Genomic DNA, 17198 nt, shown 5'->3' on the forward strand with positions numbered 1-17198 from the left:
CTATTCGACACTTCAAGCCTCTGGTGTGTCCCCCATCAGATACCTGGGGCCGCTACCATTGGATTTTACCCGGTCATCGGCGTTGTAAAGCGCACATTTTGGCAGGCTGAGACACCCACACCCGATGCACCCATCCAGATTGTCGCGCAACCGCGCCAGCGTATCGATTCGCTGATCCAGATGAGCGCGCAACTGCACGCTTATGGCCTTCCAATCCTGCGGCGTTGGGGTGCGGTTTCCAGGCAGACCTGACAGCACCTCGCGGATTTCGGGCAGAGTCAGACCAAATTGCTGTGCAATCATCACAAAGCTCAACCGTCGAATATCTGCGCGCTGATAGCGCCGCTGTCCGCCCGAGTTGCGCCATGGCGAGATCAATCCCTGCGCCTCATAATAACGGATAGCTGACACCGCCAGCCCGGTACGCCGGGCCAATGCGCCGATTGCCAGCCCTTCTGAAACAGCCATCACATCCTCAAAAAAAATACCTTGACCTAAAGTTAGGTTTAGAAATTAGCTTGAGTCGGGACAAGCCTAAAAACAGGAGATCCCATGATGGCAACGCTTGAACACACCAACTTCACTGTCCGCGACCCGCAGGCTTCAGCCGCATGGATGGAACAGGTCTTTGGCTGGAAAACCCGCTGGGAAGGCCCGGCCACCTTGGGTGGCTACACTGTCCATGTGGGCAGTAAGCATACATATCTGGCGCTGTACGCGCCGCGAGACCCCAAACCCATGGCCAATAGCAGCTATGACGTTGTTGGCGGCCTCAATCATGTGGGCGTTCTGGTTGAAGATATCGATGCGACCGAAGCCAAAGTTCGAAAAACAGGGTTTGAGCCTCATAACCACGCGGATTACGATCCGGGGCGCAGGTTTTACTTCCGCGACGACAACGGCATCGAATTTGAGGTTGTGCAATATGATTGAGATGATGTGGCTTTGCACCCCTTCGCAGCGATGGCACAGATCCCGGCACCCTGATCATCGCCACAGACCGCAGCCAAAATCCACACGACGGCGCGAAGTCGCGAATTGATCGCTGCAACTGCTGTCCCCTCTTGCAATTCACGCAGTATTTGGGTCAGGTAACTGCCAACCCTACATTCGCCCCGACGCTTCCGTGCGGCGGGGCGACTCAATTTATACGTGGACGTAGAGAGTATGGAAAAGATTCCGATGACGCCTACGGGCAATGCCGCGCTTGCGGCTGAGCTGAAGAACCTCAAATCCGTTGAACGCCCGGCGATCATCGAAGCGATTGCCTCGGCACGCGAATTGGGCGACCTGAAGGAAAACGCCGAGTATCACTCGGCCCGTGAAAAGCAGGGTTTCATCGAAGGTCGCATCAAAGAGCTGGAAGGCATTCTGTCGCTGGCCGACGTCATTGATCCGGCAAAGCTGTCTGGGGCAGTGAAGTTCGGTGCAAAGGTGACCCTGGTCGACGAAGACACTGATGAAGAGAAAACCTGGCAGATCGTTGGCGAGTACGAAGCCAATATTGAAGCCGGCCTGCTGAACATCAAGTCCCCCATCGCCCGTGCCCTGATTGGCAAGGACGAAGGCGACAGTGTTGAAGTGCGCACACCCGGCGGCGTGCGTTCCTATGAAATTCTGAGTATCGAGTACGCCTGACCGGAGCGCATGTAATGTCGGGGCCCAAACCTGACCCGGAAACTGAAAAACCGACCTCGCTGGGCATCTATGATCGCCCAAAGACACCGGCTTTGACTGAAATTGAGATTGCCGCACTGGTGCTCAGCCTGATCTGGCTGGTGGTGTCGGTTGTCTTTCTGGTGCTTCCGGAACAGGGTCAAAACGGTGGGTTCATCGTTACCTTTCTGGCGGTGTTTATGCCCGTGGCCATGATCTGGGTCGCGGCTACGGCAATGCGTGCCAGCCGGGTCATGCGCGAAGAAAGCGCGCGGCTGCAAACGGCGATTGATGCCATCCGGCAGGCCTATGTGGCGCAGCAGCAGCGGGCCTCGAGCACCTATGAGCCAGCTGTGAGCAAAAAGCTGGACGAAATCGCAGCGGCCACCCGGAAAACGGAAAATGCGCTGGCGACGTTTTCAACCAAGCGCACCAGTCCGACCGCCAGTGCGACGCAGGCCTCTGCCCCTGGCGACCAAACCTCGCTCGAGCTGGGAACGCCTGCGGAAGACATCGCGCCGCCGCTCAGCACAGCCATTTTCATCCGGGCTCTGAACTTCCCGGAAACGCAGGATGATACCGAAGGGTTCAACGCCCTGCGCGTCGCGCTGAAAGACCGCAAGACAGCGCAGCTTGTGCAAGCCTCGCAGGACGTTCTGACGCTGCTCAGCCAGGAAGGCATCTATATGGATGACCTGCGTCCCGACATGGCCCGGCCAGAAATCTGGCGCCAATTCGCCCAAGGCACACGCGGTCGCGCTGTGGCCGCGTTAGGAGGCGTCCGCGACAGGTCCTCACTGGCGCTGACAGCAGCACGGATGAAACAGGACCCGATTTTCCGCGACGCTGCCCATCATTTTCTTCGTCGTTTTGACAAGATGATGGCCGAGTTCGAACCCACCGCAAGCGACGCGGAACTCAGCGCGTTGGGTGAAACGCGTACTGCAAGGGCCTTTATGTTGCTGGGTCGCGTAGCAGGAACCTTCGACTAGGAATGTGCCACCGGCCAGGACATCTTGGTCGCGCTGCTAAAGCCGAAGAGGTATTTGAGAGGCCCGATTTTTTCCTCACCCACTGGCCGAAACCCTTCGCGCTCGTACAATGCCCGGGCGCGCGGGTTGGTATCGATCACATCCAGCTGAACCTCGGACATGCCCTGATCGCGGGCCTCTTGTTTAATGGCATTCAAAAGGGCCGTACCCACGCCTCTGCCACGGGCATCAGCAGCGACAAATATGCCATCCATCTGAAACACTCCCGGTTTCAGTTCACGTTCCAGAAGGCTTAATATGCAGGCGCGCCACACGGCCCCGAACCAGCCATAGGTTCCGGCGAGATCAGACATCCTGCCACCAGCCAAACCGCCGTCGCGCGTTTTGAACCCCGCCAGCCCCAACATATGACCCGCGTCATCGCGCGCGACGAGCGCGAAATTCGGGTTCAAAGCGATTTCAAAGAAGGCCAAACCCTTTTCATCTGGCCCCATGACCTTATGCAGCTTGGCCGAAAACGCCTGCCAGAACAGCGCTGCTGCCTGCGCGCGTTCGTGATCAGCGAAGCCGGATGAAATCGCGATGCTCAAATACCAAAGCTCCCAAACGGTATGAAACGCACGGTATCGCCCGGTTTGATCTGCCGCGCGCCATCTTCGATTTCGACCAGCCCTTCGGCCCAGCTGAGGCCGCTGATCCGGCCCGAGCCTTCCGAATGAAACACTTCGACCCGTCCATCGCGCATCCGGGCGCGCAAGTATTCACGGCGGCCCGGTTTTTTGCGTTTCTCAAACGCGGCAGGAACGTCAAATCCTTGCGGTTCCGTCCAGCCTTCGCCTGACATCAAGCCCAGCGCAGGACGCGCAAAGATCAACGTGCAGACCATGGCAGCAACCGGGTTGCCCGGCAGGCCAAACACCGGCACGCCTGACCACAAACCCAAAGCCAGCGGGCGCCCCGGCTTTAACGCGATCCGCCAGTGCTGCATCGCCCCCGCCTCTTGCAACAAGGCGGACACGTGATCTTCATCGCCTGCTGATGCGCCTCCGCTGGTCAGGATCACATCAGCCTGTGCTGAGGCTTGATCCAACCGGTCCCTCAAAGCATTCCGATCATCTGCAACACGCCCCATGTCAACTGGCACAAATCCCATGCGTTCGATCAACGAAAGCAGCATCGGGCGGTTGGCATCGAAAATCTGTCCCGGACCTGCGCTTTCTCCGGGTTCGATCAACTCATCACCGGTCGAGACCACCGCCACACGCAACGGCTGACGCACATTCACCTTCGCGATACCCACAGCAGACAGCAACGCGAGATCGGCAGGAGTTAACTGACGCCCGGCGGGCAAAGCCACATCACCTGCCATCACATCTTCACCCGCGCGCCGCGTGTTCGCGCTTTTTTTCAGCGGGCCGCGGAAGGCAATATGGCCGCCTTGGACCGTGACATCCTCTTCCAGAATAACCGTATCCACACCATCAGGCAGTGCCGCGCCTGTCAGAACACGCAAGGCCCGACCTTCGGGGACTGAATCGTCAAACGGTATTCCCGCCGCCGCGCGCCCATCCACCAGCGGCATGACCTGCGTGCCATCCGGTGCGGGGCCCGCAAACCCGAACCCATCCACTGCCGTGTTGGGCTGGGGAGGGTTTGAGCGTTGGGCGATTACGTCTTCGGCCACAATGCGGCCACTTGCCTTGGACAGCTCAAGCGTTTCCACTGACGTGATCGGATGCAATCTGTCGCGCAGATAGGCCAACGCCTCGTCTACAGGTGTCCACTCCACCCCGGCAGGCAACGCGAAACAATCGTTTCGCAATGGCGGCGGGGCTATGTTCGGCTTGTCCTGAGCTACACCCAATATCCAACCTTCCTCTGCCGCTGAGACATTCAATTGCGCATCCAACTCCTGCTCTGTCAAACGTGACAGAGTCAAGGCGACCTGTTCGACCTGCCAGGCATCCTTGATCCTTCCCTGAGGAGGTTTGCCTAAGTTGAGCGAGGGCCAGATTTCCACAAAAGCAACTGGCTTATCCAGTGTTTCAAACGGCCAGACCGCGATCTTTCCTGCGAAAAGGTGGCGGAGGCGGTTCAGAACCGGAAGCCCCATCATCACCTGCCCGCCAACAGCCCCCGCACCTGCCATCTGCCAGCAGGTAAAGCTGCCCCTGGCCAAGGTTTCTACATCGCGGCGGTCCGGGAAAGGATTGGAATAGTCCGCTTTTCTGCGTGGCAGACCGTCGATGTCACGACGCAAACCGTTCATCCAGAACGGGCCTTTTCCGCCAAACTTCAGGTTGATCCGGCCTGCCAGATCAAATCGGTTATTCGCCTTGGGCGTATCCTCAATATGCCGTTCGAACCAGTCCCACAAAACCAGAGGGTCGTCCGAGCCCGTCACCGCCCGGGCAAACCCTGCCGGATAGCCAAACGGGAAATCGAACCCCAGAAACAGGCGGCGACCGGCCTCAAGCTCGGTACGGATCAGGGCCTCAAGCCACTGTTCGGCGACCTCCCTGTTGCGCAGGTACTCGGGTTCTAAAAAACGCCCTTCACGCACAATGCTGGCCCAAATCGCATCTTTGCGCGGGGTCGGCCCGGTGTCGTTTCCACCAGACCAATCCACCATGGCAAAGGTCTGGAACAGGATCACAAACCGACCTCTTTGAGGATGAAGTCGGCAATCCCGGCAGTGTCGTCCAAGTCGAAAACCGGGCGGTCCAGATCTAGCGGAGTGTCGCTGGCCACGGCCCGAATAGTCTTGTTCTTTGGGGCCATCAGCGCATGGCCCGCCTCAACGCGGAAAGCTTCGATCTTGGGATGGTCTTCGCGCTTGAAACCTTCAATCAGCACCAGATCAACCGGTGAAAGCCGGGCCAAAAGATCGGCCAAAGGGGGCTCTGGCGTGCCGCGCAGCTCTTGCATCACGGCAATGCGCTGACCTGAGGCAAGCAGAACTTCACTGGCCCCTGCCATGCGGTGGCGGTGACTGTCGGTGCCGGGTTGATCCACATCGACACTGTGATGCGCATGTTTGACAGTCGACACCGTAACGCCCCTGCCTGTGATCTCGGCCACCAGCCGTTCCATCAGTCCGGTTTTGCCAGCATTCTTCCAGCCGGTGACGCCAAAGACCCTCATGCCTGCTCCAACAATGTTCGGGCGCGATCCAGATCTTCCGGCGTGTTGACGTTGAAGAACGGGTCAAACAGGTCGGCGTCGAACAAAGCCTCGCGCCCATCATGTTTATCGGTCCACAGCACCACCTTGCGCAGCCCGTCCGTCAGCGCCACCCGCAGATCGTCGCGCAGCGCGACAGGCCAGAGGCCAAAGGTTGGATGCCGGTTAACCCGCTTGCCACCGCCGGATTTCAGCGCCTCGTCCCCGGTGCGCGGGGTAGTGGCCAGAACCAGAGGGTGCACCTGCCCCGCTGCCGCATCTTGCAACCGCACCACTAAATCGCGTGGGAAGAACGGCGTGTCAGCAGCAGCGGTCACAATGCTGTCCGCGCCTTGCTCTGCCGCCCAGTCGAGCCCGGCCAAAACCCCAGCCAAAGGCCCCGCAAACCCTTCGATTGTGTCAGGAAGCACAGGCAGGTTCAGGTCGGAAAACCGCTCGGGGTCGCCGTTGGCGTTCAGAGCCAGCCCACTGACCTGTGGGGACAAACGGTCAATCACATGTGAGAGCAAGCTTTGCCCATTGATCTGCAATAGCCCCTTGTCACCGCCACCCATCCGGGTCGCCTGTCCACCTGCGAGGATAATGCCGAGGGGTTTGGTCATGATTGGTCCTCGATGTCAGGCCATCTTTTGAACTTGGTCATAGGCAAAAGAACAGAAACGAGAAAGACAACCAAAAGAACCAAATAAGAAACTCTTGGTGAAATTGATAAAGAAGCGTCAAGCCATTGCGCAATGTGCACCGATCCAAAAGTTAGAACTATGAACGTTCCAGGAGCTACAAAGCACCAGAACACCAAGCGATACATCCGCGCTGATAGTTCTACTGTTGGAGTGTGGGCAATTGCTTTTGGCAACCCTCGTATCGCTAGGCGCTGAAGGTCTTGCTGTTGCAGTTGGTAGTCTAGCCCAACGGACTGCCATCCAGGCATCCATACGGCAAGGGTTTCCCAGCCACTTACGAACCTGCGGCTTTTCCAGCCCAAAACACTGAGCGTGTCTTCATCAAGCACGCCCATGCCATCGACCAGCGTTTTTTTACAGAGTTCATAGCGACGATGGGCGCGGAGCATCAGCCAAAGCAACCCGATAGAAATCACAAACGGCGGGATCAAGAGAAAGAAATACATCGCGCTCATCCCGCACTCTTCCGACGATGCTTCTTGTCTTCGACCGCAACGGTTGACGGATCCACGTCGCGCAGCAGGCGGTCCTCGCCCGACAGGCAGACAAAGCGCTGTCCGCGCATCCGGCCAATCAGGGTCAGCCCAACCTCGCGCGCGATCTCGACGCCCCAAGCGGTGAAACCCGAACGAGACGCTAATACAGGGATACCCATCATAGCCGTTTTGATCACCATCTCGGATGTCAGGCGACCTGTAGTGTAAAGGATCTTGTCCGCCGCACCCTCTTCTTCGGACAACATCCAACCGGCGATCTTGTCGACGGCGTTGTGGCGGCCCACATCCTCCATATAGACCAGCGGGCGGTTTTCCTTACACAGGACCGTGCCATGGATTGCCCCCGCCTCAAGATACAGCGACGGCGTGCGGTTGATTTTTGAGGCGAGATCGTAGAGCCATGAGGTCCGCACCTGAACCTGTGGTAACTGCACGTCCTCAAGCCCCTCCATCATGTCGCCAAACACCGTTCCGACGGCGCAGCCGCTGGTCCGGGTCTTTTTCTTCAGCTTGTCTTCGTATGATGTCTCGCGCGCTGTTCGCACAACAACGGTCTCAAGATCGTCGTCATACTCCACACGGGTAATCTGATCATCCGCAAGCAGCATCCCCTGATTGCGCAGGAAGCCCAGCGCCAGATATTCGGGATAGTCACCAATCGTCATCGCCGTCACGATTTCCTGAGAATTGAGGAAGATCGTCAACGGGCGTTCCTCGACCACCGAGATCTGGCTGACCTCGCCGTTCTGGTCCACACCCTCAACCGCACGGGTCAGGCGAGGGGCGCCGGGATCGGGCGCGATAAGATAGTCCGACAGGTCGAATTCCGTGGCCAATTGCAACCCCTTCTCAAGACAGTTACTGCTGCATGCGTCACCATAGGATTTAGCCATGGCCACTGCCACATCCAAGTCGTACTTCTGGAAAGGTTTTCGGGACGGGACGCCCTTTGTCTTTGTCGCCGTCCCCTTTGGTCTGTTGTTCGGCGTTTTCGCGACCGAAGCCGGGTTGGATATTGTTCAAACCATCGCCTTTTCGGCGACCGTTTTTGCCGGAGCCGCCCAGTTCACGGCGCTGCAACTTTTACAGGATCAAACCCCAACAATAATCGTGTTGATCTCGGCGCTGGCCGTGAACCTGAGGGTCGCGATGTATTCCGCGTCGCTCACGCCCTATCTGGGTGCGGCCCCCCTGTGGCAGCGCGCCTGTGCCGCCTATCTGATCGTTGATCAGTCTTATGCCTGTTCGATTGTGCGGTTCGAGAAAGAGCCTGACCTGACAATCCCCCAGCGCATGGCATATTTTTTCGGCTCGGTTACACCGATCACGCCGCTTTGGATCTTGGCGACCATCATCGGCGCTGTCCTTGGGGCACAAATCCCGGAAAGCTGGGCGCTGGATTTTGCTCTTCCGATTACTTTTCTGGCCATGGTCGGGCCGATGATGCGCACCCTGGCGCATGTGATTGCGGCCCTGGTCGCCATAGTCGTCGCGCTGCTGACAGTGGGTGTGCCGTACAATCTGGGTCTGTTGATTGCCGGGATGGCCGGGATGATGGCCGGTGCACAAGCCGAACTGATGCTGGAACGGAGGTCGCCGTCATGACCCAGATCGACCCGACCACCATGTGGATCATTATTGTGGGCCTGGCGGTGGGCAGTTACGCACTGCGCTTTACCTTTATCGGGCTTGTGGGCGATCGCCCTATGCCGCCCTGGCTGCTGCGTCACCTGCGCTACACGGCCGTCGCCATTCTTCCCGCCCTGATAGCGCCTCTGGTCGTTTGGCCCTCGGCCACCGAAGGACAACCGGACCTGCCCCGCATGTCAGCGGCAGCCGTTGCATTGGTTGTGGGGGTGATCAGCAAAAACGTTCTGGCGGCCATCTTTTCGGGGGCCGCCACGCTGTATGGGCTGCTGTATCTATTGGGATAAAGCAGCGTCCAACTGATTGAGGCGCGCGTTGTTGGCGGCTAGACCTTTTTGCAGGTCGGCGTCATCGTTCTCGCGATATTCTTCGGTCATTACGCCCGGCAGTTGTGCAAATTGCTCGGACAGTTTGACCGGGTAGAAGGTTACGTCAATTTGCTCGAACCCTGGCACCTGCTTCAACAGTTGCGCGGTTGAATTGGTACAGAACGCGCCAGCAACCGGGCCGGATTGTTTGGCCAGTTGCAAGGCAATTTCAGCCTGCTGCGGGGTCACCTGAATTGTCTGAATGCGGGCATAGTGCGTCTCGCGGGCGTGCGAACTGCGGTAGGCGCGCTCGACCGCCGGGGTAATGCCATAAAGAACGTCGTCCTTTATCGGAACCACGTCCGCACGAAACGAACCGGCTGGATCAAAGATCACCCGTTCGCTGCCCGAAATCATCAAGGATGTATGCGCACCCGAACCAGTGCGCGTGTTGATCATCGTGTACAGTGTCAGCGTCGATGGACCCTGCGCGCTGTAGGATCGCGCAACAATTTCTGCCCTATCCGCTTGCGGGCGATTCGAGCTTGCGCAGCCAGCCACAGTTGCTGCCAACAGGCAGGCAATCAAAATCCTGAGCAACGTTGCCCCCGAAATGCTTAGGAGGCGAAAACCGCCAGGAACAGACACAGGAAAGCAATCGCAACCACACACCATGTGGTGGCCTTGATGAAACCGTTGAAAGTTTTGGTTTGGACGGTGATGTCCATTTCGCCGTGCTTGTGTTCAGCCATGAGTCTCAGAATCCCAGTTCGCGTGTTTGATCTGTTGGATAATAGAAAACCAAACGCCTGTCACCACGTCATTCGCGCGCAGGGTGTGCTTACCTGAGGATCGAACACCCTGGATACCCAAACCCCCACCGCCACGGCAGGCCACTGCATGGCCCACCGCCAAATCGCACGGCACCATACATCGCATCCGCTGTAATCGCGTGCACGTCGCGAATCTGCTTGGGCGTCATGTCGTAACGGTCGGCGTAATCTTCAGCATAGCGATTTCCGTGTTCCACCACACAAGCATGCAAGGCATCATCCGCTGCAAGACGCGCATCATAGCTTTCCTCTGCCGTCACCGCGCCGCCCGCGTTGTGATAGGCTTGGTCATGGGTCACGCAACAGTATTCCCACGGTGGGTGCTCTTCATACAGCTCACCAACTTGCGGAAATTGCTTGGCGACCCAGCGCCAACTGGCTGACAAACCGCCCGAACAGCCATCTGTTTCAAAAGCAATCAATGCGGCGTCCAAGCTTTGATCCACCAGCGCGCGGTGCGACGGCATCTCAAAACTGCGCATCAGATCCTGAGACAAGGCTGGCAGCGGCAGCAATGATGCGAACAATGCTAAATTAAGGGCTTTCATCGCGCATTGCCTCGGTATCGACCTGCAATCCAAACGTTGTTGCAAGCCACAGCAACAGCCGCTCGCCCGGCCCCATTTCAGCGCGCACGCGCAAGACCTCGTTGGCCATTGCGGGGCGGTCGGTGATTAGCCCGTCCACACCCATCGAGGCCATTTTGGACATCTGCAACGGATCATTCACCGTCCAGACGTAAATATCCTTGCCCGCATCCTGCACCTTGCGGATCAAACCCGGTGTCACCATCCCTGCATTGACCGCGACGAATTCGCCTTCCAGGCCCGAAAGGTCCCCAACGGCAGTGGCCGCCAACACGCCGGACCGCCAGTCGGGGCGCAACTTTTTCATCTTTTGCACCGCCGGATACTTCAGGGACATGGTGGCAATGTCGTCCTGCATCCCCAGTTCTTCCACCAGATTGATCACCCGATTTTCCAGATCGACATCGTGACCATAGTATTTCAGCTCAATCAGGACCTTGGACTTGCCCTTGGCCGCTTCCAAAACCTCGCGCAGGGTCGGCGTGCGTTCCGAGGCATATTCCGGCCCGAACCAACTGCCAATATCGATGTCGGCCACGTCCTTCATAGTGGCGTCCCAGACCTTCAGGTTGACGCCCGCCAGCTTCATGAAATCGCTGTCATGGGCCACGATGACCACATCATCGGCCGTTTCCTGCACGTCAATCTCGACCCAATCCGCGCCATCCTCGATCGCCTTCAACACCGCAGCCATGGTGTTTTCAGGCCGTATGGCCGCTGCACCCCGGTGACCGATCACCTCGGCGTGATCCGGAGCCTGCACACGTTCCAGCAGGCCCTGCCCGAACCAAAGGCCAATACCCAATGCGGCCAGCGCCGCTGCGACGGTTACAAATACGGGCGCGCGGATTTTCCTGGGTTCAGGGTGAGCAATTTCCTTGGCCTCTGAATCAAAAAACCCGTCCAGCAAAACAGCAAGTGCGCCCAACGCCGTCGCCGCCAGAACCAACCCCGCCAAAGACCAAAGCCCTGCGATGATGAGACTAAAGATCAGCGCAAGCCTTAGGCTGCCGCCTTCCTGTATCGGCACCAGCGCAAACAAAAGGCTGGCCACCCCTGCGATCAAAGCCGCAATGACAAGCCGCGTCGCCAGCCACAGGGCAAGTTCGATCTTTAATCGCCCACGCTGGCCTTCCATCCTCTGCTCGCTTTGCGAGAAAGCCACTCGAGGTGACGCATCTTCAAACAGCACCAGATGCAGGGCCAGTGCCCAACCGGATAGACGTCGGATCAAAACCCAAGCCAGCGCCAGAACCACCAATCCAATCAGGACCACCGCCACCTGAAAGGCGGGCGGATGGAAAGTCAGGTAGTAGTTGATGTCATATTCCGTCAGCGTCCACCACGCGATCAGCCCCGCAACGGCCACAAATGGCAGGGCAAGCAGCAGCACGCGCAAAATAAACCGAACCGCAAACCCAAACAGCGCCGGAAAGCGGGACAGGTTCAGCGCCAGCGCCGCGCTGCCCGCGCGCCAAGGGTCGCTTTCGCCCATGCGCAAAGACCCGGCCATAACCGAGAACACAAAGACTTCGGCCAGCAAAAACAGGCTGAGAACCGCGATACCCGCGATAAACCCTGCCGGAGACAACAGGAACATTGCAATGTCCTGATCCGTCAGCGCCGTCTGATCCGACAGCGAAACCGCCAAGTTGACCGCCACCGCGACACCTGGCGCGATCAGCGCCACCAGCAGCAGACGCACAGCAATATAGATCGGGACAAAGACCATACGTCGGGCCCAGGCCCCGGCATAGGCATGTGAAACGGCTTGAAAAAATCTGCTCACGCGGCGGCCTCCGAAATGATGCACTCATTCAAAGGCGCGCAAGCGTGAATTGCAAGTCAGCTGTCTTCCAGATCAGCAGCCAGACGGAAACCGATGCGGTTTGCGGGCTTGTCTTCGACCGATTTGGGCAACGCACGCAGCATTACGTTCAACTGGCTGACGTGCTGCACCAATTGCGTGCGAGCCCCTGCCCCGTCCGAGCCATAGAACGTGATCATATCGGGGTCGAAATATCCCATACCTTCGATCCGCATCACACCAGCATCCCCACCGGTAAAGCCCATTGCGACCTCGTGGTCGCCATCCAGTGTTTTTTCAAAGTTCTGGATATACATGATCAGTCGTTCATAAGCCCATTGCGCGGGGCTTTTGTTTTCCACCGGCTTGTTCAAAGGCTCAGGAAGGGTTTTAGTGCCGGACTCGGCTTTTGGATCGGCGTGAACCTCATGGCAACGTGGCAAGGCGGCGGCTTCGGCGGCCTCGGCCGAGGTTTCAATCTGGTCCTGCATTCTTCTCTACCCTTTGCGCTGATACAGCCAAGCCCCGTCCGCACGCTGCGTTCGGGTCACAGCGTCAATGTGGTAGAGATGATTCATATGTGCAACCGCCTCGACCAGCGCGAGCCCATATTCACCTTCGCGGATTGTGCGTTTGAATAGCGGCAGAAAACAATCGGCGGCGGATTTCGGTTCGTCCAGATGGTCCAGCAAACGCTCCAACGCACTGTGGTGGTTATCGATCAGCTGTTTCATGCGCAAAGGCAGCCCGGCAAAGGGCAGTTTGTGCCCTCCCAGAACAAGATGATCAGGTTGGGCCAGTGCTTGAAGTCGCTCGCACGCTTCCATCCAGGCCGAAACCGGGTCGGCCATGGGCTCGGTTGCATAGACACCCAGATTGGGGCTGATCGAGCTGAGGATCTGATCGCCACTAAGAACCAGATTGTCATCGCGGCTCCAGAACGTGGCGTGTTCCGGGGCGTGGCCGTTGCCCATATGCACATCCCAGTCGCGCCCGCCCATGCGGAACACGTCACCCTGCTGTATGCGCGTAAAGCCCAGCGGCATGGGATAGACCGTGTCGGCAAAATTGAATGGACGATCCTGCATTCTTGCGTTCAGCACTTCGGGTGACATGCCAGCACTACGATAGAAATCAAGCGTCTCCTGCGGCCATGTCTCTTGCACATCCAGCGTCAGCATCCGCGCAAACAACCATGAGGTTCTGCTGGTCACCAGCTCAGCCCCGTGTTCCGACTGAAGCCACCCGGCGTTGCCCACGTGATCGGGGTGATGATGCGTGACAACCACGCGTTTTATCGGTTTGCCCACCAAAGGGCCATCCATCAGGGTGTGCCAGATGCGCCGTGTCTTGTTCGAGGACAGGCCGGTGTCAATTACCGTCCAGCCATCACCATCGTCCAGAGCATAGATATTGACGTGATCCAGAGCCATTGGCAGCGGCAGGCGCATCCAAAGAACCCCCTCGGCGATCTGGATGGCTTCACCTGTCGCGGGCGGTTCGGCCCACGGATATCTGATTCCCAATACGCGATCTCCGTCCATCAGGCTGCCAACTCGTCCACGCTCAGCGCAAAAAGATCATCCGCCCCACCCTGAACACGGGCCAAAAGACCAGAATGTTCGGGAAGCAAAGCGTTGATATAGTATCGCGCCAACTTGGCCCGTGGTCCATCAGGGTCAGCCAGAGCTGCGGTCAGGTGGTAATGCCCGCCCAGCACGCGGGCAAAAGCCTGCAAATACGCCGCCGCACCTGCAAAGCGGTCGTTCATATTGTCCTGCGCCACAAGCCATTCGGTCGCCTCGCGCAGTGTTTCAGTGGCCTCCCAGACCGGGCCCGCCAAATCGGGCATAGTGGAGCGGGCGCGCTCAGCCTGATCCTCAATCTCATCCAGAAGGTTCGAGGCTGCCTCGCCCCCATCCATCATCTTGCGTGCGACAAGATCCATCGCCTGAATTCCGTTTGTACCTTCGTAAATCGCAGTCACCCGGACATCGCGATAGAACTGCGCGGCACCGGTTTCTTCGATATACCCCATGCCGCCATGCACCTGAACACCGGTTTCGGCCACGCGTATGCCTGTTTGCGTTCCAAACGCTTTGCCAATCGGCGTCAACAGGGCCGCGCGCGCAACCCAGTCTGCGTCTCCGGAGGCCTCGGCCATGTCTATCGCGGCAGCATTGGACACCAAAATGGCACGCGCCGCGAAAACATCAGCCCGCATGTCCATCAGCATGCGACGCACATCCGCATGGTCGATGATTGCACCTGACGGCGTTTTGCCCTGCTTGCGATCCTGCGCATAAGCCAGCGCATGTTGATAAGCGCCTTCCGCAACGCCGACGCCCTGTCCGCCCACGCCCAGACGCGCGTTGTTCATCATGGTAAACATTGCGGCCATGCCACCATGCTCTTGTCCAACAAGCCAGCCTTTGGCTCCATCATACTGCATCACACAGGTGGGTGAGCCGTGCAGGCCCATTTTGTGTTCCAGAGATACCACATGCAGGTCATTGGCTACGCCAGGGTTCCCGTTTGCATCCGGCAGGTGCTTTGGCACCAAGAACAGGGATATTCCTTTTGTGCCGGGCACACCATCCGGCAAACGGGCCAGCACCAAGTGGCAGATATTCCCGGCAAAGTCGTTGTCACCCCACGAGATGTAAATCTTTTGCCCTGTGATCGCATACGTCCCATCACCGTTCGGCTCAGCCTTGGTGGTCAATGCGCCCACATCCGAACCAGCCTGTGGTTCGGTCAGGTTCATTGTTCCCGACCACTCACCCGACATCAATTTGGGCAAATAAAGGGCTTTAAGCTCTTCACTGGCGTGATGTTCCAACGCCTCGATCTGGCCCTGGCTCATCAGCGGAGCGACCTGCAAGGACAGGCACGCTGCGCTCATCATTTCGTTTACGGCTGTTGCGATGGTTATCGGCAAGCCCATTCCACCGTGTTCGGGATCACCGCTCATGCCAATCCAACCCCCCTCGGCGATCGCCTTCCAGCCCGCTGCAAATCCCTCGGGGCTTTTGACCAGGCCGTTTTCAAGACGCGCAGGATCCAGATCACCGGTGCGCTGCAACGGGGCCATGACCTCTTCACACATCTTTCCGGCTTCGGTCAGGATTGCGGTCACGACATCGATGCTGGCCTCGGCGAACTTTTCCGTCGCAGCGATCTGGTCGAACCCGACCACATGGTCCAGCAAAAACTGATAGTCTGAGATTGGGGCGCGATAGGGCATGACAACTCTCGAACGTCTAGAGGATCAGAATACGTCGACGGGCTTGGAATCAGGGACAAGCGCCGGTAAGCGTATGGGTCTTGATCGATTACCTACTGTTCCTCATGTTTCAGGCAACCAAAACGCGGCGTCACCAGATATGATCTCATCCGGCACTCAGGAACTGACGGCTGATCCCGACGGCATCGCGCGGGCGGCAGATTTGTTGCGTCAGGGCCTTCTTGTCGCCCTGCCCACCGAAACGGTTTATGGGCTAGGCGGAGACGCCCGAAACGGAGAGGCCGTCGCGTCGATTTACGAAGCCAAGGGGCGGCCCAGCTTCAACCCGCTGATCGCCCATGTCGCCTCGGTCAGCGCGGCGCAGAGGTTTGTGCAATGGTCCGATCAGGCCGAACAACTGGCGCGCGCCTTCTGGCCCGGTCCGCTTACTCTGGTTTTACCGCTGCGCGAGGGGCACGGAATATCCTCGCTTGTGACGGCCGGTTTGGACACGCTGGCGGTTCGGGTGCCTGCGCATCCCACCGCGCGCGCCTTGTTGACAGCATTCGACGGGCCGATTGCGGCGCCTTCGGCAAACCCGTCAGGGCAGATCAGCCCCACAACAGCAGATCACGTATGGTCGGGTCTGGGCGGCAGGATCGCCGCAATTCTGGACGCCGGGCCGTGCGGCGTTGGCGTGGAATCCACAATCGTCGGCCTGGCCGGACAGCCCACATTACTACGACCCGGCGGCGTCGCGCTGGAACAGATCGAACAGGAACTGGGGGTACATCTGCACCTGCATCAATCCGGTGATCTGCTTACCGCTCCGGGGCAGCTGCAATCACATTACGCGCCGGACGCGCCAGTCCGCCTGAATGCGGGATCGCGTCAGGGGGATGAGGTCTTGCTGGGCTTTGGCCCGGTGGATTGTGATTTGAACCTGTCCGTGGACGGCAACCTGGCTGAGGCCGCCGCAAACCTTTTTGCCTGCTTGCATGAATTGAACAAGACAGGCAGACCAATCGCCGTTTCTACGATCCCTGATACTGGATTGGGCACAGCTATCAACGACAGGCTGCGACGCGCGGCAGCGCCACGCGACTGCTGATCAGGCGCGGCCGGCGCTGGCGGACAAAGTCAAAGGATCCACGCCCAAGGTTGCCAGCGCAGCCTCCCATTTTTCATCATCCGGCACGTCGAAGACCAGCTTGGAAGCGGCTTCAGTGGTCAGCCAGCCATTCATCGCGATTTCATCTTCAAGCTGACCTGGACCCCAGCCGGAATAACCCAGTGCCAACATCGAATTCAGCGGCCCGACGCCAGAGGCAAGGTCTTCCAGCACATCCAGCGTCGCGGTCATGCTGAACTCTTCCGAGATCTGCATCGAATGCAAGTTTGCTTCATAGTCCGCGCTGTGCAGAACAAAGCCGCGCGACATCTCGACAGGGCCGCCAAAATGAACCAGCCGTTCGCCAACAACCGGAATACGGCACGCAATGTTCAATTGGCCCAGCAAGGTCTTGATGCGCAGGTCCGAGGGTTTGTTGATGATCAGCCCCATGGCGCCGTCATCGCCGTGGCTGCACATGTAAACCACCGAATGTTCGAATCGCGGGTCGCCCATACCGGGCATCGCAATCAACAGTTTTCCGGTCAGATCCATGGGACGTCATCTCTTTCTCGACTCTGTCAACAATGGCCCCGCCACCCCTGTGTTTGCAAGAGAACAACGGGTAATTCGACAGATTTCATTGCAGTGACCGGATCGTGACTTGG

Annotated in this window: 21 protein-coding genes; 6 read left to right on the forward strand and 15 right to left on the reverse strand. The window is 58.4% G+C overall.

Features of this window, described 5'->3' with window-relative positions:
* Positions 1–12: 12 nt before the first annotated feature.
* Entirely contained in the window at positions 13–468 is a 456-nt protein-coding gene (gene soxR, locus GOV90_RS15670; RefSeq protein WP_171093742.1) for a redox-sensitive transcriptional activator SoxR, read from the reverse strand.
* Positions 469–552: 84 nt separating this feature from the next.
* Here soxR and GOV90_RS15675 point away from each other — a divergent pair, with 84 nt between their 5' ends.
* The 3 genes from GOV90_RS15675 (at position 553) to GOV90_RS15685 (ending at position 2648) form a co-directional block, all read left to right on the forward strand.
* Positions 553–933, forward strand: coding sequence for a VOC family protein (locus tag GOV90_RS15675; protein ID WP_171093744.1), 381 nt, complete (start codon positions 553–555; stop codon positions 931–933).
* Between the two features lie 234 nt (positions 934–1167).
* A complete protein-coding gene (gene greA, locus GOV90_RS15680; RefSeq protein WP_171093746.1) occupies positions 1168–1638 on the forward strand; it encodes a transcription elongation factor GreA in 471 nt (156 codons plus the stop codon).
* 14 nt (positions 1639–1652) lie between these two features.
* Positions 1653–2648, forward strand: coding sequence for a hypothetical protein (locus GOV90_RS15685; protein ID WP_171093748.1), 996 nt, complete (start codon positions 1653–1655; stop codon positions 2646–2648).
* Here GOV90_RS15685 and GOV90_RS15690 read toward each other — a convergent pair.
* From GOV90_RS15690 to GOV90_RS15715, 6 genes are read right to left on the reverse strand one after another with little or no spacing between them, the layout of a single operon-like run.
* Entirely contained in the window at positions 2645–3238 is a 594-nt protein-coding gene (locus GOV90_RS15690) for a GNAT family N-acetyltransferase (protein ID WP_253284747.1), read from the reverse strand. The two genes, GOV90_RS15685 and GOV90_RS15690, sit on opposite strands and share 4 nt — an antisense overlap.
* A complete protein-coding gene (gene glp, locus GOV90_RS15695; RefSeq protein ID WP_171093925.1) occupies positions 3235–5280 on the reverse strand; it encodes a gephyrin-like molybdotransferase Glp in 2046 nt (681 codons plus the stop codon). Before glp ends, GOV90_RS15690 begins: the two co-directional genes overlap by 4 nt.
* A gap of 20 nt (positions 5281–5300) precedes the next feature.
* Complete coding sequence (mobB, locus tag GOV90_RS15700) at positions 5301–5792, reverse strand: molybdopterin-guanine dinucleotide biosynthesis protein B (protein ID WP_171093751.1); 492 nt, start codon at positions 5790–5792, stop codon at positions 5301–5303.
* Positions 5789–6433: a molybdenum cofactor guanylyltransferase MobA gene (gene mobA / locus GOV90_RS15705; protein WP_171093753.1), complete on the reverse strand. Its 645-nt coding sequence runs from the start codon at positions 6431–6433 to the stop codon at positions 5789–5791. Before mobA ends, mobB begins: the two co-directional genes overlap by 4 nt.
* The gene (locus tag GOV90_RS15710) at positions 6430–6969 is read right to left on the reverse strand and encodes a hypothetical protein (protein ID WP_171093755.1); all 540 of its coding nucleotides are present in this window, start codon (positions 6967–6969) and stop codon (positions 6430–6432) included. The genes mobA and GOV90_RS15710 overlap by 4 nt, the downstream gene beginning before the upstream one ends.
* The gene (locus GOV90_RS15715) at positions 6966–7904 is read right to left on the reverse strand and encodes a formate dehydrogenase accessory sulfurtransferase FdhD (protein ID WP_253284746.1); all 939 of its coding nucleotides are present in this window, start codon (positions 7902–7904) and stop codon (positions 6966–6968) included. Before GOV90_RS15715 ends, GOV90_RS15710 begins: the two co-directional genes overlap by 4 nt.
* On the opposite strand from GOV90_RS15715, the gene GOV90_RS15720 reads away from it, so the two are divergent.
* On the forward strand, positions 7903–8616 hold the full coding sequence (locus tag GOV90_RS15720) for an AzlC family ABC transporter permease (protein WP_171093757.1): 714 nt from the start codon (positions 7903–7905) through the stop codon (positions 8614–8616). The genes GOV90_RS15715 and GOV90_RS15720 overlap by 2 nt on opposite strands.
* Complete coding sequence (locus tag GOV90_RS15725; RefSeq protein ID WP_171093759.1) at positions 8613–8945, forward strand: AzlD domain-containing protein; 333 nt, start codon at positions 8613–8615, stop codon at positions 8943–8945. Before GOV90_RS15720 ends, GOV90_RS15725 begins: the two co-directional genes overlap by 4 nt.
* Here the strand turns inward: GOV90_RS15725 and GOV90_RS15730 are convergent.
* The 7 genes from GOV90_RS15730 to GOV90_RS15760 all read right to left on the reverse strand — a co-directional run bounded on the left by GOV90_RS15730 (position 8934) and on the right by GOV90_RS15760 (position 15440).
* A complete protein-coding gene (locus GOV90_RS15730; RefSeq protein WP_171093761.1) occupies positions 8934–9566 on the reverse strand; it encodes a hypothetical protein in 633 nt (210 codons plus the stop codon). The genes GOV90_RS15725 and GOV90_RS15730 overlap by 12 nt on opposite strands.
* Positions 9567–9583: 17 nt before the next feature.
* Entirely contained in the window at positions 9584–9718 is a 135-nt protein-coding gene (locus GOV90_RS15735; protein ID WP_050604020.1) for an aa3-type cytochrome c oxidase subunit IV, read from the reverse strand.
* An 89-nt stretch (positions 9719–9807) separates the two neighbouring features.
* Positions 9808–10347: a hypothetical protein gene (locus GOV90_RS15740; protein ID WP_171093763.1), complete on the reverse strand. Its 540-nt coding sequence runs from the start codon at positions 10345–10347 to the stop codon at positions 9808–9810.
* Positions 10334–12175 (reverse strand): glycerophosphodiester phosphodiesterase, encoded by a 1842-nt coding sequence (locus tag GOV90_RS15745; protein WP_256367962.1) that lies wholly within the window; start codon positions 12173–12175, stop codon positions 10334–10336. Before GOV90_RS15745 ends, GOV90_RS15740 begins: the two co-directional genes overlap by 14 nt.
* Before the next feature lie 56 nt (positions 12176–12231).
* Positions 12232–12684 carry a DUF6173 family protein gene (locus GOV90_RS15750; RefSeq protein WP_171093764.1) on the reverse strand — a complete coding sequence of 151 codons (453 nt, stop codon included), beginning with the start codon at positions 12682–12684 and terminating at the stop codon, positions 12232–12234.
* Positions 12685–12690: 6 nt separating this feature from the next.
* Positions 12691–13737, reverse strand: a complete 1047-nt coding sequence (locus tag GOV90_RS15755; protein ID WP_171093766.1) for an MBL fold metallo-hydrolase — start codon at positions 13735–13737, stop codon at positions 12691–12693.
* A complete protein-coding gene (locus GOV90_RS15760) occupies positions 13737–15440 on the reverse strand; it encodes an acyl-CoA dehydrogenase (RefSeq protein WP_171093768.1) in 1704 nt (567 codons plus the stop codon). The genes GOV90_RS15755 and GOV90_RS15760 overlap by 1 nt, the downstream gene beginning before the upstream one ends.
* A gap of 139 nt (positions 15441–15579) precedes the next feature.
* Here GOV90_RS15760 and GOV90_RS15765 point away from each other — a divergent pair, with 139 nt between their 5' ends.
* On the forward strand, positions 15580–16530 hold the full coding sequence (locus GOV90_RS15765) for an L-threonylcarbamoyladenylate synthase (protein ID WP_171093931.1): 951 nt from the start codon (positions 15580–15582) through the stop codon (positions 16528–16530).
* Here GOV90_RS15765 and GOV90_RS15770 read toward each other — a convergent pair whose 3' ends face one another.
* The gene (locus tag GOV90_RS15770; protein WP_171093771.1) at positions 16531–17085 is read right to left on the reverse strand and encodes a YqgE/AlgH family protein; all 555 of its coding nucleotides are present in this window, start codon (positions 17083–17085) and stop codon (positions 16531–16533) included.
* Positions 17086–17198: the final 113 nt, after the last annotated feature.

Source organism: Ruegeria sp. HKCCA5929 (assembly GCF_013034525.1).
In the GTDB taxonomy this organism is placed as follows: domain Bacteria; phylum Pseudomonadota; class Alphaproteobacteria; order Rhodobacterales; family Rhodobacteraceae; genus Ruegeria.